The sequence below is a fragment of the Pseudomonas sp. Irchel s3h14 genome (assembly GCF_900187425.1).
GTDB lineage: Bacteria > Pseudomonadota > Gammaproteobacteria > Pseudomonadales > Pseudomonadaceae > Aquipseudomonas.
This window is the reverse complement of record NZ_FYDJ01000004.1, coordinates 111,047-136,490: the sequence shown is the minus strand read 5'-3', so window position 1 is coordinate 136,490 and position 25,444 is coordinate 111,047. Positions and strand designations below refer to the sequence as shown.

General features: G+C 59.9%; 24 protein-coding genes. 13 read left to right on the top strand and 11 right to left on the bottom strand.

The annotated features are described in order from the left end of the window. Positions 1-11 precede the first annotated feature (11 nt). Positions 12-2,267: an Orn/Lys/Arg decarboxylase N-terminal domain-containing protein gene (locus CKW16_RS09885; protein WP_095128247.1), complete on the bottom strand. Its 2,256-nt coding sequence runs from the start codon at positions 2,265-2,267 to the stop codon at positions 12-14. A gap of 126 nt (positions 2,268-2,393) precedes the next feature. Continuing rightward, on the bottom strand, positions 2,394-3,152 hold the full coding sequence (gene dnaQ, locus CKW16_RS09880) for a DNA polymerase III subunit epsilon (protein WP_033054619.1): 759 nt from the start codon (positions 3,150-3,152) through the stop codon (positions 2,394-2,396). Positions 3,153-3,340: 188 nt separating this feature from the next. On the opposite strand from dnaQ, the gene CKW16_RS09875 reads away from it, so the two are divergent. Then, on the top strand, positions 3,341-3,646 hold the full coding sequence (locus CKW16_RS09875) for a DUF2388 domain-containing protein (RefSeq protein ID WP_095128246.1): 306 nt from the start codon (positions 3,341-3,343) through the stop codon (positions 3,644-3,646). A gap of 52 nt (positions 3,647-3,698) precedes the next feature. Here the strand turns inward: CKW16_RS09875 and rnhA are convergent, their stop codons facing one another. Both rnhA and CKW16_RS09865 read right to left on the bottom strand, forming a co-directional pair. After that, a complete protein-coding gene (gene rnhA / locus CKW16_RS09870) occupies positions 3,699-4,151 on the bottom strand; it encodes a ribonuclease HI (protein ID WP_008152099.1) in 453 nt (150 codons plus the stop codon). 92 nt (positions 4,152-4,243) lie between these two features. Continuing rightward, positions 4,244-5,002, bottom strand: a complete 759-nt coding sequence (locus CKW16_RS09865) for a methyltransferase domain-containing protein (RefSeq protein WP_008152097.1) — start codon at positions 5,000-5,002, stop codon at positions 4,244-4,246. A gap of 65 nt (positions 5,003-5,067) precedes the next feature. On the opposite strand from CKW16_RS09865, the gene gloB reads away from it, so the two are divergent. The 8 genes from gloB (at position 5,068) to fabI (ending at position 15,887) form a co-directional block, all read left to right on the top strand. Continuing rightward, entirely contained in the window at positions 5,068-5,835 is a 768-nt protein-coding gene (gene gloB, locus CKW16_RS09860; RefSeq protein ID WP_095128245.1) for a hydroxyacylglutathione hydrolase, read from the top strand. Between the two features lie 99 nt (positions 5,836-5,934). Then, positions 5,935-7,377, top strand: coding sequence for a transglycosylase SLT domain-containing protein (locus CKW16_RS09855; RefSeq protein ID WP_095128244.1), 1,443 nt, complete (start codon positions 5,935-5,937; stop codon positions 7,375-7,377). 312 nt (positions 7,378-7,689) lie between these two features. Next, on the top strand, positions 7,690-9,522 hold the full coding sequence (locus tag CKW16_RS09850) for an extracellular solute-binding protein (RefSeq protein ID WP_095128243.1): 1,833 nt from the start codon (positions 7,690-7,692) through the stop codon (positions 9,520-9,522). Beyond that, the gene (locus CKW16_RS09845; RefSeq protein ID WP_095128242.1) at positions 9,519-11,360 is read left to right on the top strand and encodes an extracellular solute-binding protein; all 1,842 of its coding nucleotides are present in this window, start codon (positions 9,519-9,521) and stop codon (positions 11,358-11,360) included. Before CKW16_RS09850 ends, CKW16_RS09845 begins: the two co-directional genes overlap by 4 nt. 4 nt (positions 11,361-11,364) lie before the next feature. Next, the gene (locus CKW16_RS09840) at positions 11,365-12,438 is read left to right on the top strand and encodes a microcin C ABC transporter permease YejB (protein WP_095128241.1); all 1,074 of its coding nucleotides are present in this window, start codon (positions 11,365-11,367) and stop codon (positions 12,436-12,438) included. 1 nt (position 12,439) lies between these two features. After that, positions 12,440-13,459 (top strand): ABC transporter permease, encoded by a 1,020-nt coding sequence (locus CKW16_RS09835; protein WP_095128240.1) that lies wholly within the window; start codon positions 12,440-12,442, stop codon positions 13,457-13,459. 1 nt (position 13,460) lies between these two features. Next, on the top strand, positions 13,461-15,071 hold the full coding sequence (locus CKW16_RS09830; RefSeq protein WP_095128239.1) for an ABC transporter ATP-binding protein: 1,611 nt from the start codon (positions 13,461-13,463) through the stop codon (positions 15,069-15,071). A 21-nt stretch (positions 15,072-15,092) separates the two neighbouring features. Continuing rightward, on the top strand, positions 15,093-15,887 hold the full coding sequence (gene fabI / locus CKW16_RS09825; RefSeq protein WP_008152082.1) for an enoyl-ACP reductase FabI: 795 nt from the start codon (positions 15,093-15,095) through the stop codon (positions 15,885-15,887). A gap of 162 nt (positions 15,888-16,049) precedes the next feature. On the opposite strand, the gene CKW16_RS09820 is transcribed toward fabI, so the two are convergent. Continuing rightward, the gene (locus tag CKW16_RS09820; protein ID WP_095128238.1) at positions 16,050-16,904 is read right to left on the bottom strand and encodes a LysR family transcriptional regulator; all 855 of its coding nucleotides are present in this window, start codon (positions 16,902-16,904) and stop codon (positions 16,050-16,052) included. A 111-nt stretch (positions 16,905-17,015) separates the two neighbouring features. On the opposite strand from CKW16_RS09820, the gene CKW16_RS09815 reads away from it, so the two are divergent. Further along, positions 17,016-17,441 (top strand): VOC family protein, encoded by a 426-nt coding sequence (locus CKW16_RS09815; RefSeq protein ID WP_046048850.1) that lies wholly within the window; start codon positions 17,016-17,018, stop codon positions 17,439-17,441. Here CKW16_RS09815 and CKW16_RS09810 read toward each other — a convergent pair. The 5 genes from CKW16_RS09810 to CKW16_RS09790 form a co-directional block, all read right to left on the bottom strand. Further along, entirely contained in the window at positions 17,410-18,009 is a 600-nt protein-coding gene (locus CKW16_RS09810) for a GGDEF domain-containing protein (RefSeq protein ID WP_095128237.1), read from the bottom strand. The two genes, CKW16_RS09815 and CKW16_RS09810, sit on opposite strands and share 32 nt — an antisense overlap. Positions 18,010-18,083: 74 nt before the next feature. Then, entirely contained in the window at positions 18,084-18,662 is a 579-nt protein-coding gene (locus CKW16_RS09805; RefSeq protein WP_095128236.1) for a hypothetical protein, read from the bottom strand. A gap of 1 nt (position 18,663) precedes the next feature. Continuing rightward, positions 18,664-20,832, bottom strand: a complete 2,169-nt coding sequence (locus CKW16_RS09800) for a xanthine dehydrogenase family protein molybdopterin-binding subunit (RefSeq protein WP_095128235.1) — start codon at positions 20,830-20,832, stop codon at positions 18,664-18,666. A gap of 25 nt (positions 20,833-20,857) precedes the next feature. Further along, the gene (locus CKW16_RS09795) at positions 20,858-21,313 is read right to left on the bottom strand and encodes a (2Fe-2S)-binding protein (RefSeq protein ID WP_095128234.1); all 456 of its coding nucleotides are present in this window, start codon (positions 21,311-21,313) and stop codon (positions 20,858-20,860) included. A gap of 372 nt (positions 21,314-21,685) precedes the next feature. Next, a complete protein-coding gene (locus CKW16_RS09790) occupies positions 21,686-22,531 on the bottom strand; it encodes an oxidoreductase (RefSeq protein WP_095128233.1) in 846 nt (281 codons plus the stop codon). A gap of 114 nt (positions 22,532-22,645) precedes the next feature. Here CKW16_RS09790 and CKW16_RS09785 point away from each other — a divergent pair, with 114 nt between their 5' ends. Continuing rightward, on the top strand, positions 22,646-23,566 hold the full coding sequence (locus CKW16_RS09785; protein WP_095128503.1) for a LysR family transcriptional regulator: 921 nt from the start codon (positions 22,646-22,648) through the stop codon (positions 23,564-23,566). A 10-nt stretch (positions 23,567-23,576) separates the two neighbouring features. On the opposite strand, the gene CKW16_RS32490 is transcribed toward CKW16_RS09785, so the two are convergent. After that, positions 23,577-23,768 (bottom strand): hypothetical protein, encoded by a 192-nt coding sequence (locus CKW16_RS32490; RefSeq protein WP_095128232.1) that lies wholly within the window; start codon positions 23,766-23,768, stop codon positions 23,577-23,579. 114 nt (positions 23,769-23,882) lie between these two features. Here CKW16_RS32490 and CKW16_RS09775 point away from each other — a divergent pair, with 114 nt between their 5' ends. Both CKW16_RS09775 and CKW16_RS09770 read left to right on the top strand, forming a co-directional pair. Then, positions 23,883-24,386 carry a VOC family protein gene (locus tag CKW16_RS09775; RefSeq protein ID WP_095128231.1) on the top strand — a complete coding sequence of 168 codons (504 nt, stop codon included), beginning with the start codon at positions 23,883-23,885 and terminating at the stop codon, positions 24,384-24,386. A 35-nt stretch (positions 24,387-24,421) separates the two neighbouring features. Then, positions 24,422-25,255, top strand: a complete 834-nt coding sequence (locus tag CKW16_RS09770) for an AraC family transcriptional regulator (RefSeq protein WP_095128230.1) — start codon at positions 24,422-24,424, stop codon at positions 25,253-25,255. Positions 25,256-25,444: the final 189 nt, after the last annotated feature.

Sequence of the window (25,444 nt, the reverse complement as noted above, 5' to 3'; positions counted from 1 at the left end):
GGGAAAGGTCCTCATTCCTTGATGCAATCAACGGTGTAATGCCGTCCATTGCCCTCGTCTTCGTGTTGCAATCCGTGCACATCAGCGACGAACCCCGGGAAGCTGCTATCGAACGTGCGCGCAAATGCCAGGTAATCGATGATCGAGCGCGTCGACTCGGTAAAACGCTCGCCGGGCATGATCAACGGAATCCCCGGCGGGTACGGCACCAGCATCACCGCGGCGATCCGCCCTTCCAGAGCATCGATCGACACCGCTTCAACTTCGCCACGCACCAACTGATCATAGGCGTCAGACGGCTTCATGGCGATTTCCGGCAGCACCGTGTACATGCGCTTGAGGTGTTTGGCCGTGGCATTGCTGCGATAGCAGGCGTGCAGCTCATCGCACAGATCGCGCAAACCCATACCCTGATAGCGCGCGACATTCTCTTGCGCCACGCACGGCAGGCAAGTCGCGAGGCTGACATTGGCATCGTAGCTGCGCTTGAACTCCAGCAACTCGGTCAGCAGCGTGCTCCATTTGCCCTTGGTGATGCCCATGGAGAACAAGACCAGGAATGAATACAGCCCAGTCTTTTCAACGACCAACCCCCGCTCCCAAAGGAATTTGCTGACCACCGCCGCCGGAATCCCGCGCTCGCTGAGGGCGCCGCCTGCCGTCAGGCCCGGCATCACCAACGTGACCTTGATCGGATCAAGCAGCACGTAGTCGTCGGTCACGCCGCCAAAGCCGTGCCAGTCGGCGTCGGGTTGCAGCAGCCAGTCATCGGTGACCACACGATTGATGCCTTCCACCGACGGCGGCTGCCAGATGGAAAACCACCAATCGTCAGCGGCGATGTGCTGGCGCAAATTGGCAAGGGCCCGGCGAAAACTCAGCGCCTCGTCGAACATTTCCTGCAACAGCGAACGCCCGGCGGGGCCTTCCATCATGGCCGACGCCACATCCAGCGAAGCGATGATGCTGTACTGCGGCGAGGTGGAGATGTGCATCATGAACGCTTCATTGAAGCGATCCCGATCCAGTTGCCGCGCGCCACCGTCCTGGACGTGAATCATCGACGCCTGGCTGAACGCCGCCAGCAGTTTGTGGGTGGAATGGGTGGTGAACACCAGCGGGCCGCCTTCGCTGCGGGACGTGCCCATGCCGTAACGTCCGGCGAAGAACTCGTGAAACGCCGCGTAGGCGTACCAGGCCTCATCGAAGTGCAAGACCTCGACGCTGTTGCCCAGTTGCTGCTTGATCAGTTCAGCGTTGTAGCAGAGGCCGTCGTACGTCGAATTGGTCACCACCGCCAACTTGACCTTGGGCGCCCGGCCCTTGGTCAGCGGGCTGGCGTCGATCTTGGCCTGAATCGATTCGCGGCTGAATTCGCTCAATGGAATCGGGCCGATGATCCCCAGCTCATTGCGCTCCGGGCACAGGTACAGCGGAATGGCGCCGGTCATGATGATCGAGTGCAATATCGACTTATGGCAGTTGCGATCCACCAACACCAAGTCATCGCGAGCGACCATCGAATGCCAGACGATTTTGTTGGCGGTCGAGGTGCCATTGATCACAAAGAAAGTGTGATCGGCGCCGAAATTGCGGGCAGCACGGGCCTCGGCTTCTGCCAGCGGACCGGTGTGATCGAGCAAAGAACCGAGTTCCGGCACCGACACCGACAAATCGGAACGCAGGGTATTTTCCCCGAAGAACTGGTGAAACGCTTGGCCCACCGGGCTCTTGTGGTACGCCACGCCGCCGCCATGGCCGGGTGTGTGCCAGGAATAATTGGAGTCGGCCGTGTGCTGCACCAGCGCTTTGAAAAACGGCGGCAGCAGACCATCCAGATATTTGCGTGCCGCTCGAGCGACCTGCCTGGCCAGAAAAGGCACGGTATCTTCGAACAGATAAAGAATCCCGCGCAGCTGATTGAGTTCAGCCATGGCGTCGGCCGGAGCGTTCTCCAGGGTCACCTGCTCACCCAGCGCGAAGATCGGCAAGTCGGGCGCACGCACCCGCGCCAGGCCAATCAGTTCGGCCATGTTGTGTAATAGATGAGAGTGAGTACTGGCGTCTTCGGCCGCAATCAACATGCAGGAAAGACCGTGATGGGTCGAGGCGACCAGACGTCCTTCGGTGTAATCCACCGCCGAGACAATGCTGAAGCCTTCCTGCTCCAGCTCCCGGGCGATGCCACGCACGCGATCACCGGCGACGGTGTCGGCCTTGATGTCGCGATGGACGATCAGGACCGGGAATTTCAAATCTTTATACATGAGGCTCAGTGTCCTGAGGCGGCAGACCGTGGTCCGCCAATCACCTCAGGGTAGAGGGTTCGAGCGCATGTGGCGAGTGTGATGCCCTGAATGAGGTCAACGGGCGCACCATTGTGTGGCGAAAAATCAGGCTTGAGCCTTGGCCTCGGCCAGTTGCTGCCAGAGCGATGGGGCGCCGGCGGATTTGGCGATGGTTTCCAGGCGTGCCACGTGTTGAGCCAGGTCATCTTCGCTGGCACGGATGATACGCGTCGGTTGGCGATCGGCCGGCAGACGGCGGATCTCGGTGGCGGAATTGTCCGCACCTTCCCCGGAACCGTTGCCGTCGGAAGCATTACCAGCCAGGGACAGGCTGGTCTGGCCGCCCGTCATGGTCAGGTAAACGTCGGCGAGGATCTCGGAGTCGAGCAAAGCGCCGTGCAGTTCACGACCGGAGTTGTCGACACCATAGCGTTTGCACAAGGCGTCGAGGCTGTTGCGCTGCCCCGGGTGACGTTCCCGGGCCATCATCAGGGTGTCGAGAATCGAGCAGTGCTGCGTGATGTCCGCACGATCGTGCTGACCCATCAGGGCGAATTCGTTGTTGATGAAGCCAACGTCGAACGCCGCGTTATGGATAATCAGCTGCGCACCCTTGATGAATTCAAAGAATTCATCGGCCACTTCAGTGAAACGCGGCTTGCCGACCAAAAATTCATTGGTGATGCCGTGGACGCCAATGGCGCCTTCATCACTCTCGCGGTCCGGTTGCAGGTAAACGTGGAAATGCCGGCCCGTCAGGCGCCGACCGATCAACTCGACACAACCGATTTCGATAATCCGGTGGCCGTCGGTCACCGGCATGCCGGTGGTTTCGGTATCGAGTACAACGGATCTGGTGGCCATCAGTGCTCAGCTCTCAACGGGTCATTCGTGCAAAAGCGGCGATGTTAACACGCCCGCGGGATCCAGCGCGCCACGCCAAATGACCTGCGCTCATGCAGTTTTTAACAATCATTAGCAAAGTTCATAAAGTCTGACGGCAGGTGGCTTGTTAGCGTGCGTGGCTTATTTGCGATGGAATTGAGTTCGTCATGAAGACCGTACGTTTTCTTTTACTAAGTGCCTGCCTGCTGGGTACCGGGGCCGCCCAGGCCACCAGTTTCGTGATCAGTACTGACGTAACGGTGAGTCTCACACTGAGCTCCACCAAGGGTACCAGTGGGTCGTTCAGCGATGACAAGATCGTGCTGGCGGCCAAGGATGATGCGGCGGCGTTTGTGGCGAGTGAGGGGGAGATTCGCGGGGCGCGGATTGAGGCGGCGTTCAAGCGGATTCGTGGGGAGATAACGGATCAGTATTCAGACCAACAACTGGCCACCGCTATTCTGATGCTGTGAACCCGTTACCTGATCACTCCCACGCTCTGCGTGGGAACGATCAGTGTGAGGCTTAAGCTTGTTTGTAACCGCGCACTTCATCCACGCCACGGTTGGCCAATTGGTCAGCCCGCTCGTTGCCATGGTGACCGATGTGGCCACGCACCCATTTCCAGGTAACGTTGTGGCGATTGACCTGCTCATCCAGCAGCTTCCACAGATCAGCGTTTTTCACCGGTTCTTTCGCGGCGGTTTTCCAGCCGCGCTTCTTCCAGTTGTCCATCCACTCGTTGATGCCTTTCATCACGTACTGCGAGTCGGTGACCAGCAGCACGTCGCAGGAGCGCTTGAGTTCTTCAAGGCCACGGATCGCGCCCATCAGCTCCATGCGGTTGTTGGTGGTGTTGGCTTCGCCGCCCCACAGTTCTTTTTCAATGCCCTTGCACACCAGCAACGCGCCCCAGCCGCCAGGACCAGGATTGCCTTTACAGGCGCCGTCGGTGAAGAGTTCTACACTATCGCTCATGCCAATCTATCCAGAAAATGCGGTGGCTCGCCGATCGGTGATCGACGATGCCCGAGGCCGGGGCAAACCCGGCCGGGAAAATAAAAAGTGTATTACGGATCGATGCGGCGACGATTGACCTTGGCCATCGGCAATGGAATCAGCTTGCCCATCGGTTCACGCCGCTCCTGACGGACAGGCCGCAGGCCCACCACGATCTTGCGCGCAACCAATAAATAGAAGCCGCCACCCGAGAGTTGCCAGTCACCGGCCTTGCGCTCCCAACCGGCCAGACGAGCCTGCCAGGCGGGTGACGCAAGCGGCGGACGATAGCATCCGAAGCGGCGTTTCTCCAGCGCGAAACCCAGCAGGTTCAGCCAGTCACCGACCCGCGACGGGGAGATGCAGCGAGCCTTGCGCAAGGCGTCGTGAGCGAAAACGTGACGCAAACCCCAAGTGCTCCAGGGGTTGATCCCGACAATCAGCAGATGCCCGCCGGGCCGCACGCTGCTCGCCGCTTCACGCAGCAGACCGTGGGGCGACAGGCAGAAATCCAGCCCATGCTGCAACACCACCACATCGGCGGCATGCTCGCTCAACGGCCACGCCTGCTCTTCGCAGACGATCTCGACACCCGGCAACGGCGCGCCGAGCCGCACATTGCGCTGGACTTGCGGCGCCGACGGCGGCGTCTGGGCCGACGGGCCGTAATGCACCAGGTAGCCACCGAAGAACCGTCCCAACTCGTCTTCGAGCATGCGACGTTCTTCGTCCAGCAGAAATTGCCCGATGGGGCCGGACAGCCATTCACGGGCCGCGCTGATCAATGTCAGCCATTCAGGATCAGCCTGAGCGAACGCTTTATCGGTCATTGCATTCTCCAACGCGCCAGGAAGTTCTAAGATGCGCCATTGTTTTCCGCTTGGCGAATCCGACGATGATACAGATCAGTGCCCTTCCCGCCTTCACCGACAACTACATCTGGTTGTTACAAGACCACCGCACCCAGCGCTGCGCAGTGGTCGATCCGGGCGATGCCGCGCCAGTGCAGGCCTGGCTCGCAGCACATCCGGGTTGGGTGTTGAGTGATATTTTGATCACTCATCATCATCATGACCACGTCGGCGGCGTCGAGCAGCTCAAAAAAGCGACAGACGCGACAGTCTACGGTCCAGCCAGCGAAACCATCCCGCTGCGGGACGTGGCCCTCAAGGACAACGACCGCGTCAGCGTGCTGGGCTGGGACTTCGATGTCTTTGCCGTCCCCGGCCACACCCTGGGGCATATCGCCTATTACCATCACGGCTTGCTGTTCTGCGGTGACACCCTGTTTGCCGCCGGTTGCGGACGCTTGTTCGAAGGCACGCCGGAGCAAATGCATACCTCGCTGACGCGCCTGGCCGCGCTGCCTGAGGATACGCTGGTCTACTGCACTCACGAATACACCCTGAGCAACCTGAAGTTTGCCGCAGCGGTTGAACCGGGCAATCCGGACACCGCCGCACGTCTGGAAAAAGTCACCGCACAACGTGAAGCCGGAATCATGACGCTGCCCTCTACTCTGGCGCTTGAAAAGCTTACCAACCCGTTTTTGCGTGTCGACGAAACATCCGTTAAAGAAAAAGTGGACGAACGGAATGGACCCCAAAACCGGGCTCCGAGTGCGGTCTTTGCTGCTCTACGTGCTTGGAAAGATAAGTTCTAAGTAGCCATCACGTTGGTACAAAAATTCTGAATGGTTGACCGCAGGGGGTACGCTTTCTAGAATCGCCCGACATTTTTGCCCGGAACTTACTTCCAGCCAATGTCGTCATCTATTCGTAAAGCCATCAATTCAGACGCATTGACCCGCTTGGCTCAAGCCATCGCGGTGGCTGTGTCCGCCACTTTGGCGGGCTGCTCAAGCCATGTGCCGCAGACCGACGCGACACACACTCCGAACATCGCCGCCCGGGCCAAGCAGAAACCTATCTGGCTCAGCGAAAAACCGACTCCACAAATTCCACAAGATGTCTGGGAACGCATGCGCCAGGGCTTCCAGTTGCAGGACAACGTGGGTGTCAACCCGCGCATCGAGCAACAGCGCCTGTGGTTCGCCAGCAACCCGTCCTTCCTCGAAAACGCCGGCGAACGCGGCAGCCTCTACATTCACTACATCGTCGAACGCCTTGAAGAACGCAACATGCCGCTGGAACTGGCGCTGCTGCCGGTGATTGAAAGCGCCTACAACCCAATGGCCTATTCCCGGGCCAACGCGGTTGGCTTGTGGCAATTCATCCCTTCCACCGGGCGTTACTTCAACCTGCGTCAAACCCGTTTCTATGATGGCCGTCGCGATATCACCGCCTCGACCACCGCGGCCATGGATTACCTGACCCGCCTGCACGACATGTTCAACGGCGACTGGCTGCTGGCCCTGGCGGCCTATAACGCTGGCGAAGGCACGGTCAGCCGGGCCATCGAGCGTAACGAAAAGCTCGGCTTGCCGACCGATTACTGGAACCTGCCGCTGCCGGCCGAAACCCAGGCCTACGTGCCGAAGCTGCTGGCCTTGTCGCAAGTGGTGCTGGCACCTGAAGCCTACGGCGTGAACCTGAACCCGATCGCCAACGAACCGTACTTCCAGGTCGTCGAAATCAACCAGCGCATGGACCTGTCCAAGGTCGCCGCGGTGGCAAACATCGACGAAGACGAACTGTTCCAGCTCAACCCGGCCTTCAAGCAGCGCACCACCATCGATGGCCCCCAGCATTTGCTGGTGCCAACGTCCAAGGCGCAGTTGTTGACCGCCAGTCTCTCGACCATGCGTCCTGAAGAGTTGATCAGCAAGAAGCCGCTCAAGCCGGTATTCGAAGGCTCGGACGACTCCGAACTCGCCAGTCTCAAACGCGCTTACCGTGTTAAACGCGGCGACAACCTCGGCACCATCGCCAAGGCCAACAAGGTCGACATCAAGGACCTGCAGCGCTGGAACAAGCTGACCGGCAAAAACCTCAAGGTTGGCCAGACACTGGTCATGCAGGACACTGCCAAGCGCTCTTCCGGACGCGTCAACACTGTCGTAGCCGCGAACAGCAAAGCTGACAAACAGAAGCCGCAGACCCAATACAAGGTAAAGCAAGGCGATTCGCTGTACATGGTAGCCAAGCGTTTCAACGTTGAAATGCAGCACCTCAAGCGCTGGAACCCACGTGTTGGCCAGGCGCTGAAGCCTGGCCAGATGCTGACGGTGGCTTCCCCACGCTAAAATAAGCCCCTGATTTCAGGGGCTTTTTTTGGCCCAAGGGTCCACCCAACCCTTGTAGCAGCTGGCGAAGCCTGCGTTCGGCTGCGCAGCAGTCGCAAAACCTGAGTTCGCGGTAGCCCTGAAACACCGCACCGTCTGAATTAACGACTGCTTCGCCCGAGCGCGGACCGAGCCGAACGCAGGCTTCGCCAGCTGCTACAGGGAGTCCATTGGCACAATTAACGGCGCGTTAAACCGCTGGCTTTTTCCTGTCGATACAAGCTGTTACTGTACGGGCCACAAAGCCCAAGCCGCCTGGATCGGATTCCTGACTTGAAGCGTCCCCTCCTTCTGCTCCTGATCAGCCTGGCCTTGAGCTCCCCCGCAAGCGCGACGATCAGCGAAAGCCATGGTTATGCGCAGTTCGGCACGCTCAAGTACCCGGCCAGATTTACCCACTTCGACTGGGTCAACCCGCAAGCGCCCAAGGGCGGTACGTTGCGGGTGATGGCGTTTGGCACCTTCGATACGCTCAACCCCTACACGTTCAAGGGTTCAAGCCCGGTTTCCACGCCGAATTTTCTGCAATACGGCATCAACGAGCTCAATGAACCGTTGATGATCGGCACCGGCCAGTACGCGCCGTCCGGCGATGAACCGACCTCCAGCTATGGTCTGATCGCCCAATCGGTGGAGTACAGCGAGGACCGCAGCTGGGTGGTGTTCAATCTGCGCCCGGAAGCGCGTTTCCACGATGGCACGCCGATTACCGCCTATGACGTGGCGTTCTCCTACCGTTTATTGCTCAAGGAAGGCCATCCGCAATACCGCACCAACCTTCAAGAAGTGTCGCGGGTCGACATCCTCAATCCGCAGCGCATTCGTTTCGTCTTCAAGCGCGCCGGCAATCCGTTGCTGATCCTGCGCCTGGGCGAATTGCCGGTGCTGCCCCAGCATTACTGGAAAGGTCGTGACTTCAAGGCCACCACCTTCGAACCGCCACTGGGCAGCGGGCCGTATCGCATCACGTCGGTCGAGCCTGGACGGCAGATCGTTTTCGAACGGGTCAAGGACTACTGGGGCAAGGACCTGCCGGTCAATCGCGGCAAGTACAACTTCGACCGCATGGAAGTCGAGTTCTATCGCGACAGCGACGTGGCCTTCGAAGCGTTCAAGGCCGGTGAGTTCGACATCTACATCGAGCACCAGGCAAAGAACTGGGCCAACGGATACAACTTCCCGGCCGTGCGCCGTGGCGATGTGATCAAGTCACAAATCGCGCACCAGATCCCGACTCAGAGCCAGGGCCTGTTCATGAACACCCGGCGGCCAACCTTCACCGAGGCCAAGGTCCGCGAAGCGCTGGGGCTGATGTTCGACTTCGAGTGGACCAACCGCACGCTGTTCAGCGGCGCCTACAAGCGCGCCATGAGTTATTACCCCAACAGCGAGTTCTCCGCCACCGGGCTACCGGTCGGTCACGAATGGCTGTTGCTCAAGCCCTATCGCGATCAGTTGCCCGCCAAGCTGCTCACCGAGCCGTTCAGCCTGCCGCAGACCGAAGGCCGCGGCATTCCGCGGGAAACCATGCGCAAGGCCCTGGAGCTACTCGCCGAGGCCGGCTGGAAGCTCAACGGTCAACGGCTACAGAACACCATCGGCCAACCGTTGCGCCTGGAGATCCTGCTGGTCAACCCGAATCTGGAGCGCATCCTTCAGCCTTACGTCGAGAACCTCGCCAGCATCGGCATCGATGCGCGGCTACGCACGGTCGATCGCGCCCAGTACAAGCAACGCCTCGATCAGTTCGATTTCGACATGATCCTGATGACCCTCAACCAGACGCTCAGTCCGGGCCTGGAACAATGGCAGTACTTCCATTCCAGCCAGGTCGGGGTCAAGGGCAGCAAAAACTACGCCGGTATTGCCAATCCGGTGGTCGACCATTTACTCGAACAATTGCTCGCCGCCCAGACCCGCGATGAACAGGTCGCCGCCGGCAAGGCCCTGGACCGGGTGTTGCTGTGGCAGCACTACATCATTCCCAACTGGTACCTCAATTATCACCGCCTGGCCTACCGCAACCGGTTTGCCTTCGTCACCACGCCGCCCTACACGTTGGGCCTGAGCGCATGGTGGCTGAAATCTTCGGAGAAAGATCGATGAAACCCGTACGCACCCTGCTCTTGCAGGCCAGCGGTCTGTTGTTCGCCGGGCTGGCCTGCGCCGCCCCGCAACATGCCCTGACCCTGTACAACGAGCCGCCGAAATACCCGGCCGATTTCAAACATTTCGATTACGTGAACCCGGACGCACCCAAGGGTGGGATCTTCCGTCAGGCCGGTTTCGGCGGCTTTGACAGCCTCAATCCCTTCATCAACAAGGGTGTCGCGGCCGACGACATCAGCATGATCTACGACACCCTGGCCAAACAGGGCCTGGATGAACCGTTCACCGAGTACGGCCTGGTCGCCGGCAAGATCGAAAAAGCCCCGGACAACAGCTGGGTGCGTTTCTACCTGCGCCCCGAAGCGCGCTTCCACGACGGGCATCCGATGCGCGCCGAGGATGTGGTGTTCAGTTTCCAGACCCTGATCAAGGACGGCGCGCCGCTGTTCCGCGGTTACTACAGCGATGTCGAGGAAGTGGTCGCTGAAAATCCACTGACGGTGCTGTTCAAGTTCAAACACAACAACAACCGTGAGCTGCCGCTGATCCTCGGCCAGTTGCCGGTGTTGCCCAAGCATTGGTGGGCGACGCGCGATTTCACCAAGGGCAACCTGGAGATACCGTTGGGCAGCGGCCCGTACAAGGTCAGCGAAGTCAAGGCCGGGCGTTCGGTGCGTTATGAGCGGGTCAAGGATTACTGGGCCAAGGACCTGCCGGCGAACCGCGGGTTCTACAACTTCGACGTGATGACCACCGACTACTACCGCGACAACACCGTGGCCCTGGAAGCACTCAAGGCCGGGCAGTTCGATTACTGGCTCGAAATGGCAGCCAAGAACTGGGCCAACGCCTACAACATTCCGGCCGTCACCGAGGGCCGGTTGATCAAGGAACAGATCCCCAACGGCAACCCCACCGGCATGCAAGGCTTTGTATTCAACCTGCGCCGCCCGGTGTTCCAGGACGTGCGCGTGCGCCAGGCCCTGACCCTGTTGCTGGACTTTGAGTGGACCAACAAGCAACTGTTCAACGGTGCCTACGCGCGCACCCGCAGTTATTTCGAAAATTCGGAAATGGCGGCCAGCGGCCTGCCGGACGCCGATCAACTGGCGATCCTCGACCCGTTCCGCGGCAAGATTCCCGAGCAGGTGTTCAGCGAGGCGTTCCAGAACCCGGTGACTGACGCCAGCGGCATGATCCGCGCCCAGCAGCGCAAAGCTTATCAACTGCTGCAAGAGGCGGGCTGGCGGATCGTCGATGACAAGATGGTCGACACCAATGGCAAACCGGTGACCATCGAATTTCTATTGGCCCAGACCGAATTCGAGCGGGTGCTGCTGCCGTTCAAGCGCAACATGAGTGACCTGGGAATCGACTTGGTGATCCGTCGGGTCGACGTCTCGCAGTACATCAACCGCGTGCGCTCACGGGACTTCGACATGATCGTCGGCAGCTTCCCGCAGTCCAACTCTCCGGGCAATGAACAGCGTGAATTCTGGATGTCTGACGCCGCCGACAAACCCGGCAGCCGCAATTCCATGGGCCTGAAAGACCCGGTGGTGGACCAGTTGGTCGAGCAACTGATCAACGCCGATTCGCGCAAAAGCCTGGTGGCCCACGCCCGCGCACTGGACCGCGTGCTGCAATGGGGTTATTACGTGATCCCCAACTGGCACATCAAAACCTGGCGCGTGGCTTACTGGAACCACATCGGTCATCCGAAAGTTTCACCCAAGTACGACATCGGCATTAACACCTGGTGGGTCAAGCCAGACGCTACCCCGGCGATAGAAGTCGAAACCAAACTGCAAGCCGACCCTGCGGGCACGGAGTAATCAGATGCTGGCGTATATTTTTCGGCGACTGCTGCTGATCATCCCGACGTTGCTCGGCATTCTGCTGATCAACTTTGTGATCATCCAGGCCGCCCCCGGCGGGCCGGTAGAGCAGATGATCGCCAAGCTCGAAGGCTTCGAAGGCGCCACCAGCCGCATTGCCGGCGGCGGTGCCGAAGTCTCGGTGGCCGGCTCCGCCTATCGCGGCGCCCAGGGCCTGGACCCGATGCTGGTCAAGGAAATCGAGCACATGTACGGCTTCGATAAATCGGCGCCGGAACGCTTGTGGATCATGATCAAGAACTACGCCACGCTGGATTTCGGCGACAGCTTCTTCCGTGACGCCAAGGTCATCGACCTGATCAAGGAAAAGATGCCGGTGTCGATCTCCCTCGGGCTGTGGAGCACGCTGATCATGTACCTGGTGTCGATCCCGCTGGGGATTGCCAAGGCGACGCGACACGGCAGCCACTTCGACGTCTGGACCAGTTCGGCAATCATCGTCGGCTATGCGATCCCGGCGTTCCTGTTCGCCATCCTGCTGATCGTGGTCTTTGCCGGTGGCAGCTATTTCGACTGGTTCCCGCTGAGAGGACTGACCTCCAACAACTTCGACGAGTTGAGCATGGGCGGCAAAATTCTCGATTACTTCTGGCACCTGGCACTGCCGGTGACGGCGCTGGTGATCGGCAACTTCGCGACCATGACCCTGCTAACCAAGAACAGCTTCCTCGACGAAATCAACAAGCAGTACGTGGTCACCGCCAAGGCCAAGGGCCTGACCAATCACCGCGTGCTCTACGGCCATGTGTTCCGCAACGCCATGCTGCTGGTGATCGCCGGGTTCCCGTCGGCGTTTATCGGCATCTTCTTCACTGGCTCGTTGCTGGTGGAGGTGATCTTCTCCCTCGACGGCCTCGGGCTGATGAGTTTTGAGGCCGCGATCAACCGTGATTACCCAGTGGTCTTTGGCACGCTGTTCATCTTCACCCTGTTGGGATTGGTGGTGAAACTCATCGGCGACCTCACCTACACCTTTGTCGATCCGCGTATCGACTTCGAAAGCCGGGAGCATTGAGATGAACCTGTCCCCTCTCAATCGCCGACGTTTCGAACTGTTCAAGGCCAACAAGCGTGGCTGGTGGTCGCTGTGGCTATTTCTACTGCTGTTCGGGCTGAGCCTCGGCGCCGAGCTGATTGCCAACGACAAACCGCTGGTGGTGCACTACGACAACGGCTGGTACTTCCCGGCGCTCAAGCGTTACCCGGAAACCACCTTCGGCGGCGAATTCCCGCTGGAAGCCAACTACAAGAGCCCGTACATCCGCGAACTGCTCAAGGAAAAAGACGCCTGGGTCCTGTGGGCGCCGATTCCCTACAGCTATCAAAGCATCAACTACGACCTGAAAGTCCCGGCACCTGCGCCACCCTCGACAGACAATCTGCTGGGCACTGACGATCAGGGGCGCGATGTGTTGGCCCGGGTGATTTATGGCTTCCGGATTTCGGTGCTGTTTGCCCTGACGCTGACCATTCTCAGCTCGATCATCGGCGTGATTGCCGGGGCCTTGCAGGGTTTCTACGGCGGCTGGGTGGATTTGGCCGGGCAGCGCTTTCTGGAGATCTGGTCCGGGCTGCCGGTGTTGTATCTGCTGATCATTCTCGCCAGTTTCGTGCAGCCGAACTTCTGGTGGTTGCTGGGGATCATGCTGTTGTTTTCGTGGATGAGCCTGGTGGACGTGGTCCGCGCCGAATTCCTGCGAGGGCGTAATCTGGAATACGTGCGCGCCGCGCGGGCGTTGGGGATGCAAAACGGGGCGATCATGTTCCGCCACATTTTGCCCAACGCTATGGTCTCGACCATGACCTTCATGCCATTCATCCTGACCGGCGCCATCGGCACCCTGACCGCCCTGGATTTCCTCGGCTTCGGTTTGCCGCCTGGTGCGCCGTCGCTGGGTGAACTGGTGGCCCAGGGCAAATCCAACCTGCAAGCGCCGTGGCTCGGCATGAGCGCGTTTGCCGTGCTGGCGTTGATGTTGAGTTTGCTGGTGTTCATCGGCGAGTCTGCTCGCGATGCCTTCGACCCGAGGAAGTGAAATGAATCAGGACAATCTGATCGAAGTGCGCGACCTGGCCGTCGAATTTGTCGTCGGCGAGCGCGTTCAGCGGGTGGTCGAAGGCGTGAGCTTCGATATCAAGCGCGGCGAAACCCTGGCGCTGGTGGGCGAAAGTGGCTCCGGTAAATCGGTGACGGCGCACTCGATCCTGCGGCTGCTGCCCTACCCGCTCGCCCGGCATCCGTCCGGCACTATCGAATACTCCGGGCAAAACCTGCTGAGCCTGAAAGAGAAAACCATCCGCCACATCCGCGGCAACCGGATCGCGATGATCTTCCAGGAGCCGATGACCTCGCTCAATCCGCTGCACTCGATCGAGAAGCAGATCAACGAGGTGTTGGGCGTTCACAAAGGCCTGATCGGCAAAGTCGCGACCAAGCGCACCCTGGAGCTGCTGGAAATGGTCGGCATCCCGGAGCCCGAGAAACGCCTCAAGGCGCTACCCCATGAATTGTCTGGCGGCCAGCGGCAGCGGGTGATGATTGCCATGGCCCTGGCCAACGAGCCGGAACTGCTGATCGCCGACGAACCGACCACCGCGCTGGACGTGACCGTCCAGCTGAAAATCCTCGAATTGCTCAAGGAATTACAGGCCCGGTTGGGCATGGCGCTGCTACTGATCAGTCACGATTTGAACCTTGTGCGAAGAATTGCGCATCGCGTATGTGTCATGCAGCGCGGTTGCATCGTCGAACAGGCATCGTGCGAAGAGTTGTTCCGCGCACCGCAGCATCCGTACACTCGGGAACTGCTGGCAGCGGAGCCCAGCGGCAAGCCGGCAACCAATGTAATTGGCCCGCCGCTGCTGCAAGTCGAGGACCTGAAAGTCTGGTTCCCGATCAAGAAAGGCTTTCTGAAAAAGACCGTCGACCACATCAAAGCGGTCGACGGAATCAATTTCAGCCTGCCTCAGGGCCAGACCCTGGGGATTGTGGGAGAAAGCGGTTCGGGCAAGTCGACACTGGGTTTGGCGATTTTGCGGCTGATCGGCAGCAAAGGCGCCATCCGTTTTGAAGGCAAGCAGCTAGACTGCCTGACGCAGCAACAGGTTCGACCGTTGCGCCGGCAGATGCAGGTGGTGTTTCAGGACCCGTTTGGCAGCCTGAGCCCACGGATGTGCGTGAGCCAGATCGTCGGCGAAGGCCTGCGGATCCACAAGATGGGCACCGAGGCGGAACAGGAACTGGCGATTATTGCGGCACTCAAGGAGGTAGGTCTGGACCCGGAAACCCGGCACCGCTACCCCCACGAATTTTCCGGTGGGCAGCGGCAGAGAATCGCCATTGCCCGGGCTTTAGTGCTAAAACCGGCGTTGATTCTGCTGGACGAGCCGACATCGGCCCTCGACCGGACAGTGCAACGCCAAGTGGTGGAGCTTTTGCGTTCACTGCAAACCAAGTACAACCTGACGTATCTGTTTATCAGCCATGACCTGGCTGTCGTCAAAGCGCTGAGCCACCAGTTGATGGTGGTCAAGCAAGGCCAAGTGGTCGAACAGGGAGACGCGCAAAGTATTTTTGCGTCCCCCAAACATCCGTATACACAGCAGTTGCTGGAAGCCGCTTTCCTGGCCCCAGCCACTGCGCAATAACCTGAAAGAGAGGAGCAACACATGGGTTTTCTCGCCGGTAAGCGCGTACTGATCGTCGGTGTCGCCAGCAAGCTGTCCATCGCATCCGGCATCGCTGCCGCCATGCATCGCGAGGGCGCTGAGCTTGCCTTCACTTATCAGAACGACAAACTCAAGGGTCGTGTCGAAGAGTTCGCACAAAGCTGGGGTTCCAACCCTGACCTGTGCTTCCCGTGCGACGTGGCCAGCGATGAAGAAATCGCCAAGGTTTTCGTTGAGCTGGGCAAGAAGTGGGACGGCCTGGACTGCATCGTGCACTCCGTCGGCTTCGCCCCGGGCGACCAACTGGATGGCGACTTCACCGAAGCCACCACCCGTGAAGGTTTCCGCATCGCTCACGACATCAGCGCCTACAGCTTCGTGGCCCTGGCCAAAGCCGGCCGCGAAATGATGAAAGGCCGCAATGGCAGCCTGCTGACCCTGTCGTACCTGGGTGCAGAGCGCACCATGCCGAACTACAACGTGATGGGCATGGCCAAGGCTTCCCTGGAAGCTGGCGTTCGTTACCTGGCCGGCTCCCTGGGCCCGGACGGCACCCGCGTCAACTGCGTATCGGCTGGCCCGATCCGCACCCTCGCCGCTTCCGGCATCAAGAACTTCCGCAAGATGCTGGCCGCCAACGAAGCGCAAACCCCGCTGCGTCGTAACGTCACCATCGACGAAGTCGGCAACGCCGGCGCCTTCCTGTGCTCGGACCTGGCGTCCGGCATCAGCGGCGAAATCATGTATGTGGACGGTGGCTTCAACACCACGGCCATGGGCAGCCTGGAAGAGTAATCTTCGGTCAGCCCACTAAAAAACCCGCCTCTTGAGGCGGGTTTTTTTGTGCCTGTTATGTAGGAGCCGAGCTTGCTCGCGATGACGGTCGAATAGCCAATAATGATGTCGCCTGACACACCGTCATCGCGAGCAAGCTCGGCTCCTACAGAGGACCGTGGTTTAAGTCAGGCATCGCGCAAACAGCTGCTGGATCGGCTGCGTGCGCTGGCTATAGCGCTGCAACAGGACGATCTCCCGGTAAAACGTCAATTCCCCCAACGGAATGATCCGGACCTTCGCCCCATGCTCAAGCCAGAGCCCCGCCTCGGGAAGCAGCGACACACCTAACCCGCATTCAACCATCTTCACGATGGCTTCCAGCTCATCCAGCTCCAAAGCCACCTGCACATCAATCTGTTGCTCACGCAAAAACCGCGTCACCAATCTTCCGCCAAACGAATTGCGGTCGTAGCGCACATGCGGATGGCTCGCGAGGATCTGCAACGGCTCATCGTCTTCCAGGTCCGCTGGCACGATCAATACAAACGGTTCCTTGCGGATGACCTGCGCTGACAGTTCTTTGGGCAACTCGAACGGCGGCTTGATCAGGATCGCCAGATCCACCTCACCGGTGTCCACCTGACTCAACAGGTTCAGCGACACGCCGGGCACCAGTTTCGGCTCCAGCAACGGCGCCTGTTGCCTCAGTCGCAGCAACGCCTGGGGCAGCAGGCCGGTCTGGGCCGTGGCCACCGCGCCTATTTTCAACTCGCCGCGATACTCACTGACATCATCGCTGACCGCCATCCGGCTGAAGGTCTCCAGCATTTCCCTGGCCATCGGCAACGCCCGCTGGCCTGCCGCATTGAGCAAGGCCTGACGTCCGGTGCGGTCAAACAAACGAATGCCCAGGGCCTGTTCCAGATTGCGAATCTGCGCGCTGACAGCCGACTGGGTCAGGCCGATGTGCATCCCGGCCGCGGCAAAAGTGCCGTAGCGCGTCACCGCAATAAAGGTTTTCAGTTCGCGCAGCATGGCGTTCTCGATTGATCGAAATAATTTGAGCTCGATGCAAAAATTATCGTCTTTTAATCAAAAAGCACAGAGCTAAACTCAATCTGAACCCACACAGCCGAGGCACATCCGATGCAACTCTCCCCTTTTCACCTGGCCATCCCGGTCTACGACCTGACGGCCGCGCGCAATTTTTATGGCCAAGTGTTCGGCCTGGAAGAAGGTCGCTCAAGCGATCATTGGGTCGATTTCAATTTTTTCGGCCATCAACTGGTCATTCACCTGGCGCCGAAAAACGCCTCTCAAGAAGCCGCGCACACCAATGCTGTCGACGGTCATGACGTGCCGGTGCCGCATTTCGGCGTGGTGTTGGGAATGGCGGAATGGGAGGCTCTGGCCGAGCGATTGAAAGCCCTCGACACCCGATTCGTGATCGAACCGGGCATTCGCTTTCAGGGCCTGGTAGGTGAGCAAGCGACAATGTTTCTCTTCGACCCTTGCGGCAACGCGCTTGAGTTCAAGGCATTCAAGGATGTGGCTCAGTTGTTTGCCAAGTGAACGCATCGGCCTGTGCCATCAGCTCCTCGATCGAGCCGGGAAGCTGAGGATTGCATTCGAGTTGTCCGATGCTGAAGTGGATGTCATAACCGCGATGCACCGTGGCATTGCGCTCTTCGAGTATTTCTTCGAGTCGCGCCCTGATCGCGGGAATCTCCACAATGCTTGAGCCGGTCAGCAACGCAACGAATTTGTCGCTGCCCAGCCGGCCGATCACATCGCTCTCGCGAAAGGCTATTCGCAGCACATCAGCGAAGGTTTTCAGGGCGTTGTCGCCCTCGGCACGTCCATAGAGATAGTTGATGTGCTTGAAGTCATCAATATTGAAGAGCAGCAGCGTCGCTGGCTTTTTCAGCTGGTGGCAGACATCCAGCCCTTGTTGGGCCAGCGCTGTAAAACCGTGTCGGTTGGAGAGCAGCGTCAACTCGTCCATGCTCGCCATCTGCACGCCCATCAGCTCCTCCTCGGCCTTGCGGGCCAGGTCACGCAGCAGCTCGCGCTCCTGCAATGGCGTGCGCAACGGGTCGGCGCATGCGCCTGGTTTTACCGGTTTGCCTGGGATCAGCATTACTCACTCCATTGGCGGGTATATTTCTTAGAGTCGTCCATACCCGGTTTGACTCCCTGTTAACGGACCGCCGGTCAACTACCCACGACCGGACATGGCCCTCCCGCGTCTGCCCAGCGTTTGAACTGGGTGACGAAAATATCGTGCGGCACCGGGACCGGCGCCCTTCCCTGACCCGGATTCCAGCCCCAAAGCACCAGTTTGTCGTCGCTGACATGCTTGATCAGCGCGGCGAAGTCGCGGTCACCGTTGCTGGAACGGTCCTTGATCATTGCGCACAACTGGTCGGCCGGCAGCCCGATCCAGGCCATTTTGTGCGCAGCGGGCGGCAGGCTCCAGTGCGGCGCCCCCGGCGGTGCGTGAGCGCCGTAACTGGCCGGCGGATTACGCTCGGCGTGGCAGGTAGCGCAGGGCAAACCCGCCGCACCCTTGCCGTCCATGCCCCGCACGACGTTCATCGCGTGGGGAATCCCGGCGTCGAACTGCAACGGCGAATCGCCCGGGATATGACAGTTCTGGCAGCGCGGGCTCTGAAAGACCTTTTGCACGGTATCGAACGCTTTGATGGCCTCCTTATCGTCAGCGAACAGGTGCTCGGCGTAGGCGATCAGGCCGATCAACACCACCGCGCCAAGAATCAGATGTCGTCTCATCTCACCCCCCCGACAGTTGCAGCGGCAGCTCCCGCAAGCGCTGGCCGGTCAGGGCGAACACCGCGTTGGCCACTGCCGGCGCCGTGGGCGGCACACCGGCCTCGCCGATGCCGCCGGGTTTGTCGCTGCTGGGCACGATATGCACTTCCACCACCGGCATTTCGTTGAGCCGCAGCACTTGATAGTCGTGGTAATTGGACTGCACCACCTGCCCGTTCTTGAAGGTCAGTTTGCTGTGCAAGGTAAACCCGAGGCCGAAGGTGATGGCCGATTCCAATTGCGCCGCGATGCTCATCGGGTTGACCGCAATGCCGCAATCCACCGCACACACCACCCGGTGTACGCGGATCGCCAGGTTGTCCTGGGACACCTCGGCCACCTGGGCGACGTAGCTGCCGAAAGACTCATGCACCGCGACACCCAACGCATGGCCGTCCGGCAGTGGCGCCTTCCAGTTGGCTTTCTCGACGGCCAGGTTCAGCACGCCGAGATGCCGTGGATGATCCTTGAGCAAGGTTCGTCGGTACTCGACCGGATCCTTGCCGGCCGCCTCTGCCAGTTCGTCGATCAGCGACTCCATCACGAACGCGGTGTGGGTGTGCCCTACCGAACGCAGCCAGAGCACGCGGATGCCGGTTTGCGGCGAATGCAGATCAACCTGGTGATTCGCCAACCCCTCAAGGTACGGACTGTCGGCAACCCCTTCGACAGAGGTCTTGTCGATGCCATTCTTGACCATGCTCGCCTCGAATGACGTGCCCGCCATGATCGACTGCCCGACCATCACATGCTTCCAGGCGATCGGCAGGCCGTCGGCATCGAGGCCGATGCGGGCCTGATGGAGGAACGCCGAGCGGTAGTAGCCACCGCGAATGTCGTCCTCCCGGGACCAGACGGTTTTCACCGGCGCGCGCGCTGCCTTGGCGACTTCCACGGCTTCTGCGACAAAGTCCGAGGTCGGATTGGCGCGGCGGCCGAAACCACCGCCCAGAAACTCGGTATGTATTTCCACTTGCTCGGGTTTGAGCCCGGTGATTTTACCGGCGACCATTTGATCCAGCGTCTGAAACTGGGTACCGGTCCAGATTTCGCATTTGTCTTTGCTGATTTTCACTGTGCAGTTGAGCGGCTCCATCGGCGCATGGGCCAGGTACGGCACGCTGTACTCGACATCGATGGTCTTCAACGCTTTACCCAGACCCGCCGCGACATCACCGGCCTGACTGGCCGAAGCGCCAGGGGTGGCGGCGAGTTTGCGGAAGCTTTCCAGCAGTGTCTGACTGTCGAGCCCGGTGTTTGGCCCCAGATCCCAGTCGACCTTCAACGCATCGCGCCCCAGCTTCGCCGCCCAGTAATGATCGGCAATCACCGCCACCCCGGTGGGCACCTGCACCACTTTGTGCACGCCCGGGATCGCCAGTGCTTCGGCGCCTTCGAAGGATTTGACGCTGCCACCGAACACTGGTGAACGCGCGACCATGGCGGTCATCAGGCCGTCGAACTGCACGTCCATGCCGAACTTGGCGCGGCCGGTGATTTTCTCCGGCGTGTCCAGGCGCTTGGTCGGCTTGCCGATGATTTTCCAGTCCTTGGACTCCTTGAGCTTGATCGACGCCGGATCCGGCACCGGCAGCTTGCCGGCGTCATCGGCCAGTTCGCCGTAGGTGGCGCGTTGGTCGCCGGCAATCACCACACCCGATTCGGTGCGAATCCCGGACGGAGCGACGTTGAAGCGTTTGGCCGCCGCGTCGATCAACATCAATCGCGCCGCTGCACCGGCCTGCCGGTAACGGTCGAACTCCATCCAGGTCGAAGTCGAACCACCGGTAATTTGCATCCCGCCAAATCCGGCCAGGCCATACTCGGCGGCCGAAGCCGGTGCATGTTCGACACGGATCTTCGACCAATCGGCGTCCAGTTCTTCGGCGATCAACATGGTCAGGCCGGTCCAGATGCCCTGGCCCATTTCCGAATGGCCGAGCAGTATGGTGACGCTGTTGTCATTGCCGATCCGTAAAAACGCATTGGGCGCAAAAACATTGCCTTGATTCTCGGCGCCGATCGCAAAGCGATGGCCACCGGGGATGACAAACGCCACCACCAGACCACCGCCCAGCACCGCGCTGCCCTTGAGGAAACTGCGACGTGACAGAGGATTGAGGCTGTTCATTGTTCGGACTCCCGTCAACGTGGCATCAACCGATCTCGGCGGCGCGTTTGACCGCTGCGCGGATCCGTGGATAGGTGCCGCAGCGGCAGATATTGCCGGACAGCGCCTGGTCGATGTCGCTGTCGGTGGGCTTGGGAATTTTCGCCAGCAACGCGGCGGCCGACATGATCTGCCCGGACTGGCAGTAACCGCACTGGACCACATCGAGTTCGGCCCAGGCTTGCTGCACCGGGTGCGAACCGTCGGTGGACAGGCCTTCGATGGTGAGGATTTTTTGCCCATGGGCCACGGCTGTGGCGGGGGTGACACAGGAGCGCATCGGCGCGCCGTCGACATGCACGGTGCAGGCGCCGCACTGGGCCATGCCACAACCGAATTTGGTGCCGGTCAGGTGCGCGACATCGCGCAGGACCCACAGGAGCGGCATGTCTGCGGGGACATCCAGCGCCTGGTCCTTGCCATTGATGTTGAGGGTCAGCATTGCGAATGTCCTCAGACTCACGGTGTTCTGAAGGGGCTCTCGTTAGGCCCCGCGATGAACGATAACGCGGTGTGTCAGACCTGACGCCATCGCGAGCAAGCTCGGCTCCTACAGGGTCGGCGTTATCCTTTCAGCTAAGCGCAAATTGCCGGGCGAGACGGGTTCATCGACCACCGGTCACACAAAGAAAACTGGAGTAACCCGCTCTGTGTAGCAGCTGCCGAGCCTGCGAGGCTGCGTTCGGCGACGAAGTCGTCGTGAAGTCAGGCTCTGCGGTGTGCCAGGAAAACTGCATGCGCAAGGTTTACGACGACTTCGTCGCCGAACGCAGCCTCGCAGGCTCGGCAGCTGCTACACGGAGCGGTTGGGGGTTTAGAAGTCGGTGGACACCGACAGCTCACGCCACGCCTGCAACTCCTCAGCGACGAAGGCGTTCTTGGCTTCGATCGCTGCGACACAGTCACTGCCCAGCGGTAAGCGCAGAGGGGCTTTTTGCGCTTGAACCAGGGTGATCATGGCTTGGGCGAGCTTGTCCGGATCGCCAGGCTGATTCAGGGTCACGGCCTTGGCAATTTTGCGCACCTCACCCGCCGTGCTGTCGTAGTCGGCAATCGAAGCCGGGGATTCGACCAGCGAATTACCTTCGAGGAATTCGGTACGGAAATAGCCTGGCTCGACAATGGTCACGTTAATGCCCAGCGGTGCCAGCTCGGCGTGCAGCGCCTCGCTCAAGCCTTCGACGGCAAATTTGGTCGAGCAATAGACGCCGAAGCCCGGACCTGACCTGTAACCACCCACCGATGAGAGATTGATCACATGTCCACGGCGAGCGGCGCGCATGTGCGGCAGGACGGCGCGAGTGACATTCAGCAAGCCGAAGACGTTGGTTTCATACACGCGGCGCACTTCATCGGCGCTGGCTTCTTCCACCGCACCGAGCACGCCGAAACCGGCGTTGTTGACCAGCACGTCGATGCGCCCGAAGTGGTCGATGGCCGCCTTGGCGACCGCAACGCCCTGGGCTTCGTGGGTCACATCAAGGGTGGCGGCCAGCAAACCTGGCTGCTCGCCAAAACGCTGGGTGATGCTGCTGGCGTCACGGGCAGTGGCGACCACGGCGTCGCCATTGGCCAGCGCGGCGGCAGCGATCTTGGCGCCGATACCGCGAGAAGCACCGGTGATCAGCCAGACACGTTTGAAGTTTTGGGAGGTGGTCATGATCGCGAATCCTTGTAGTCAGTTGGGGTAAGCACAAGGTACGCAGGAACATTGGTCGGAAAAATGCCCTCGTGTTACAAGCACTATGAAACGCTCTTTCATAATGGCGCCGATATGAATCACGACCCGTTTGATGGTTTGACCGAGTTTCTCGCGGTCGCCGAGCACAAAAGTTTCACCCTGGCCGCGACTCGGCTAGCCGTTACGCCCACCGCCGTCAGCCATGCGATGAAGCTCTTGGAACGACGCACCGGCGTGCTGCTGTTTCAGCGCACCACGCGCCGAGTGGCACTGACCGAAGCCGGCGCCAGTCTGTTTGCCCGCTTGCGTCCGGCGGCCAGTGAAATCGATGAGGCGCTGGCGGTGCTCAGCGGTTTCCGCGATCAGCCCATGGGCACACTGAGACTCACGGCCCCACGATTGTCCGGGGCTTTATTGATGGAGCCGCTGATTCCGCTGTTCCGCGAGGCCTACCCGCAAGTCACTCTCGATATTTCCCTGGACGACGCCACGGTCGACCTGATGGCCGGCGGCTTCGATGCCGGGATTCGCTTGGGAGAGTCGATTGAAAAAGACATGATCGCGGTGCGCCTGACACCTGACCTGCAATGGTCGGTGGTGGGCTCTCCGGCGTACTTCGCCAAGGCTGGCAAGCCGGTCATTCCAGAAGACCTGACCCGACATCAATGCATCGGCTTTCGCTTCTCGACTTCAGGCAGCGCCCATCGTTGGGAGTTTCGCCGCGAGGCTCGGGACTTTACCGTGGGCGTCAAGGGTGGTGTGATCGTCAATGACCGCCGGTTGTTGGTGGCGGCCGCTCGCAGCGGTTCGGGCCTGGCCTATGCCTGTGATCTGGAGATTGCCGACGAGTTGGCGGATGGACGCCTGGAGCGGGTGCTGCAACCCTTCGTGCCACTCAGCTCGGCGTTGTACCTGTATTTTCCCAGCCGCACCCAGACACAGCCGAAACTGCGGGCCTTTATTGATTTGGCTACCCGGTGGATCGCTGAAAAAGGAGGCCTGGGCGGTCGCTGAACCTTCGCCTTCAGGCCACGGCGACAACCAGATCTTTGCCCAACCGATGCTGCGCCAGAAGACGCATCACGTAGCCGATTTTGAGCAAGCGCCAGCAGCAACCGCTTTTGGACTGGGCATGCAAGCTTTTGGTGACCGGGTCGATGTCGAACATGCCCAGGTTTGCGTCACGGGTCAGTGCGGAAAAGGACGTGTTCAACACGAGCGTCGGGCTCTCGGGAAACTCTTTCGACTTGTCGATCTACGGTACGGCCAGACGACCCGAGGCTGACTACGCTGAAAGTCCAGCCTGAGAAATCCGTAGAGGAGCTACACCATGCACCGCGTTCAAAAACTCACGCCCTGCCTGTGGTTCGACAATCAAGCCGAGGAGGCCGCGAAGTTCTATTGTGCGATCTTCGATCATTCGAAAATCAGCGCCACCACTCACTACAGCAAGGCCGGTCAGGAGATCCACGGCAGGCCCGAAGGCTCGGTGATGACGGTCAGTTTCGAACTGGACGGGCAGAGTTTTACCGGCCTCAACGGCGGTCCCATATTCAAGTTCAATGAAGCGGTTTCATTTCAGGTCAATTGCCATACTCAGGAAGAAGTCGACCACTTCTGGGGGCGCCTGTCCGTGGGCGGGCCCGTTGAGGCCCAGCAATGCGGCTGGCTCAAGGACAAATTCGGCGTGTCCTGGCAGATCGTACCGGTGGCCCTGATGGACATGATGAAAGACCCTGACACGGCGAAATCCCAACGCGCCATGACGGCGATGTTGCAGATGAAAAAACTCGACATCGCAGCGCTGCAACGAGCCTTTGCCGGCGAGAGCTAATACACTGCGACGCTGACCTGCCAAGGACGCTGACCATGAAGCACGCCGTTGCCAAAGACGCTGACAAAGCCCCGCGCTTCTGGCGCGACGACGCCCTGCCCTTCATCGAAGCCCGCTCCATCGCCGACGGCCGCGAGGTCTGCTACACCCGGCATTCCCACGAGCACTTCTCCATCGGTGCGATCACGGCCGGGCGCAGTACCTACCTCCACGAGCAATCGGAGTTTCAGGTCAGTGCCGGCACCGTGGTGCTGATGAATCCCGGTGATGTCCACGCCTGCAATCCCATCGATGACCAGCCGTGGTCCTACCTGATGCTGTACGTCGAGACACCCTGGCTGACCGATTTGCAGCATCAGCTCGGCTTCAGCCAGGACTTGGCGTTTCGCCGGTTTTCCATCACCCATACTCACGACAGCGACCTGTTTGTCGGCCTGAAGGGTTTGTACGACACACTGGTCGATGCGCAGCAAGACGTGCTGCGCAAGCAAAGCGCGGCGGTGGAGTTTTTCACCGACGTGCAGCAGCGGCTCAATCCGATCGATCAACCGCTGCGCGAGCCCAATTTCAAACTGGAACGGGCGGCCGATTACATCCGCGACAACTGCACGCAAATGCTCAAGCTCGAAGACATTTGCGAGGCGGCCCAGCTATCGCCGTCCTACCTGATCCGTGCGTTCAAGCAGCATTACGGCATGACGCCCCACGCTTTTCTGGTTAACCGGCGTATCCAGTTCGCCCGCGATCAGTTGCGCAGCGGCAAGCTGATCGCCGATGTGGCGCTCGAAGCCGGGTTTGCCGATCAGGCGCATTTTCAGCGTGCGTTCAAACAGCATCTGGCGGCGACGCCTGGACAGTATCGGGGTTAAACGGGTTATTGCTGGTCAGCTCGGAGTCCTCTTAAACTTCATTCCTATGATTACATCTATAAACACATATCAATAAAACTATTCTCACCCGATTAAAACTGCACACTAGCAGCCCTTCCCGCTCTATTTATTAAGAGCGAAACATACAGACATATAAATACAATTACTTATTATCCCCTCATCCCCCAC

Bases quoted from the DNA above. Each gene is read 5' to 3' on its own strand.
- CKW16_RS09810 (WP_095128237.1), bottom strand. From the start codon at position 18,009: ATGCTGATCCCAGGCAAACCGGTAAAACCAGGCGCATGCGCCGACCCG.
- CKW16_RS09830 (WP_095128239.1), top strand. From the start codon at position 13,461: ATGAATCAGGACAATCTGATCGAAGTGCGCGACCTGGCCGTCGAATTT.
- CKW16_RS09845 (WP_095128242.1), top strand. From the start codon at position 9,519: ATGAAACCCGTACGCACCCTGCTCTTGCAGGCCAGCGGTCTGTTGTTC.
- CKW16_RS09835 (WP_095128240.1), top strand. From the start codon at position 12,440: ATGAACCTGTCCCCTCTCAATCGCCGACGTTTCGAACTGTTCAAGGCC.
- gloB (WP_095128245.1), top strand. From the start codon at position 5,068: ATGATACAGATCAGTGCCCTTCCCGCCTTCACCGACAACTACATCTGG.
- CKW16_RS09840 (WP_095128241.1), top strand. From the start codon at position 11,365: ATGCTGGCGTATATTTTTCGGCGACTGCTGCTGATCATCCCGACGTTG.
- CKW16_RS09795 (WP_095128234.1), bottom strand. From the start codon at position 21,313: ATGCTGACCCTCAACATCAATGGCAAGGACCAGGCGCTGGATGTCCCC.
- CKW16_RS09885 (WP_095128247.1), bottom strand. From the start codon at position 2,267: ATGTATAAAGATTTGAAATTCCCGGTCCTGATCGTCCATCGCGACATC.
- CKW16_RS09790 (WP_095128233.1), bottom strand. From the start codon at position 22,531: ATGACCACCTCCCAAAACTTCAAACGTGTCTGGCTGATCACCGGTGCT.
- CKW16_RS09855 (WP_095128244.1), top strand. From the start codon at position 5,935: ATGTCGTCATCTATTCGTAAAGCCATCAATTCAGACGCATTGACCCGC.
- dnaQ (WP_033054619.1), bottom strand. From the start codon at position 3,152: ATGGCCACCAGATCCGTTGTACTCGATACCGAAACCACCGGCATGCCG.
- CKW16_RS09815 (WP_046048850.1), top strand. From the start codon at position 17,016: ATGCAACTCTCCCCTTTTCACCTGGCCATCCCGGTCTACGACCTGACG.
- CKW16_RS09865 (WP_008152097.1), bottom strand. From the start codon at position 5,002: ATGACCGATAAAGCGTTCGCTCAGGCTGATCCTGAATGGCTGACATTG.
- CKW16_RS09805 (WP_095128236.1), bottom strand. From the start codon at position 18,662: ATGAGACGACATCTGATTCTTGGCGCGGTGGTGTTGATCGGCCTGATC.
- CKW16_RS09770 (WP_095128230.1), top strand. From the start codon at position 24,422: ATGAAGCACGCCGTTGCCAAAGACGCTGACAAAGCCCCGCGCTTCTGG.
- fabI (WP_008152082.1), top strand. From the start codon at position 15,093: ATGGGTTTTCTCGCCGGTAAGCGCGTACTGATCGTCGGTGTCGCCAGC.
- CKW16_RS09820 (WP_095128238.1), bottom strand. From the start codon at position 16,904: ATGCTGCGCGAACTGAAAACCTTTATTGCGGTGACGCGCTACGGCACT.
- CKW16_RS09875 (WP_095128246.1), top strand. From the start codon at position 3,341: ATGAAGACCGTACGTTTTCTTTTACTAAGTGCCTGCCTGCTGGGTACC.
- CKW16_RS09785 (WP_095128503.1), top strand. From the start codon at position 22,646: ATGAATCACGACCCGTTTGATGGTTTGACCGAGTTTCTCGCGGTCGCC.
- rnhA (WP_008152099.1), bottom strand. From the start codon at position 4,151: ATGAGCGATAGTGTAGAACTCTTCACCGACGGCGCCTGTAAAGGCAAT.
- CKW16_RS09800 (WP_095128235.1), bottom strand. From the start codon at position 20,832: ATGAACAGCCTCAATCCTCTGTCACGTCGCAGTTTCCTCAAGGGCAGC.
- CKW16_RS09775 (WP_095128231.1), top strand. From the start codon at position 23,883: ATGCACCGCGTTCAAAAACTCACGCCCTGCCTGTGGTTCGACAATCAA.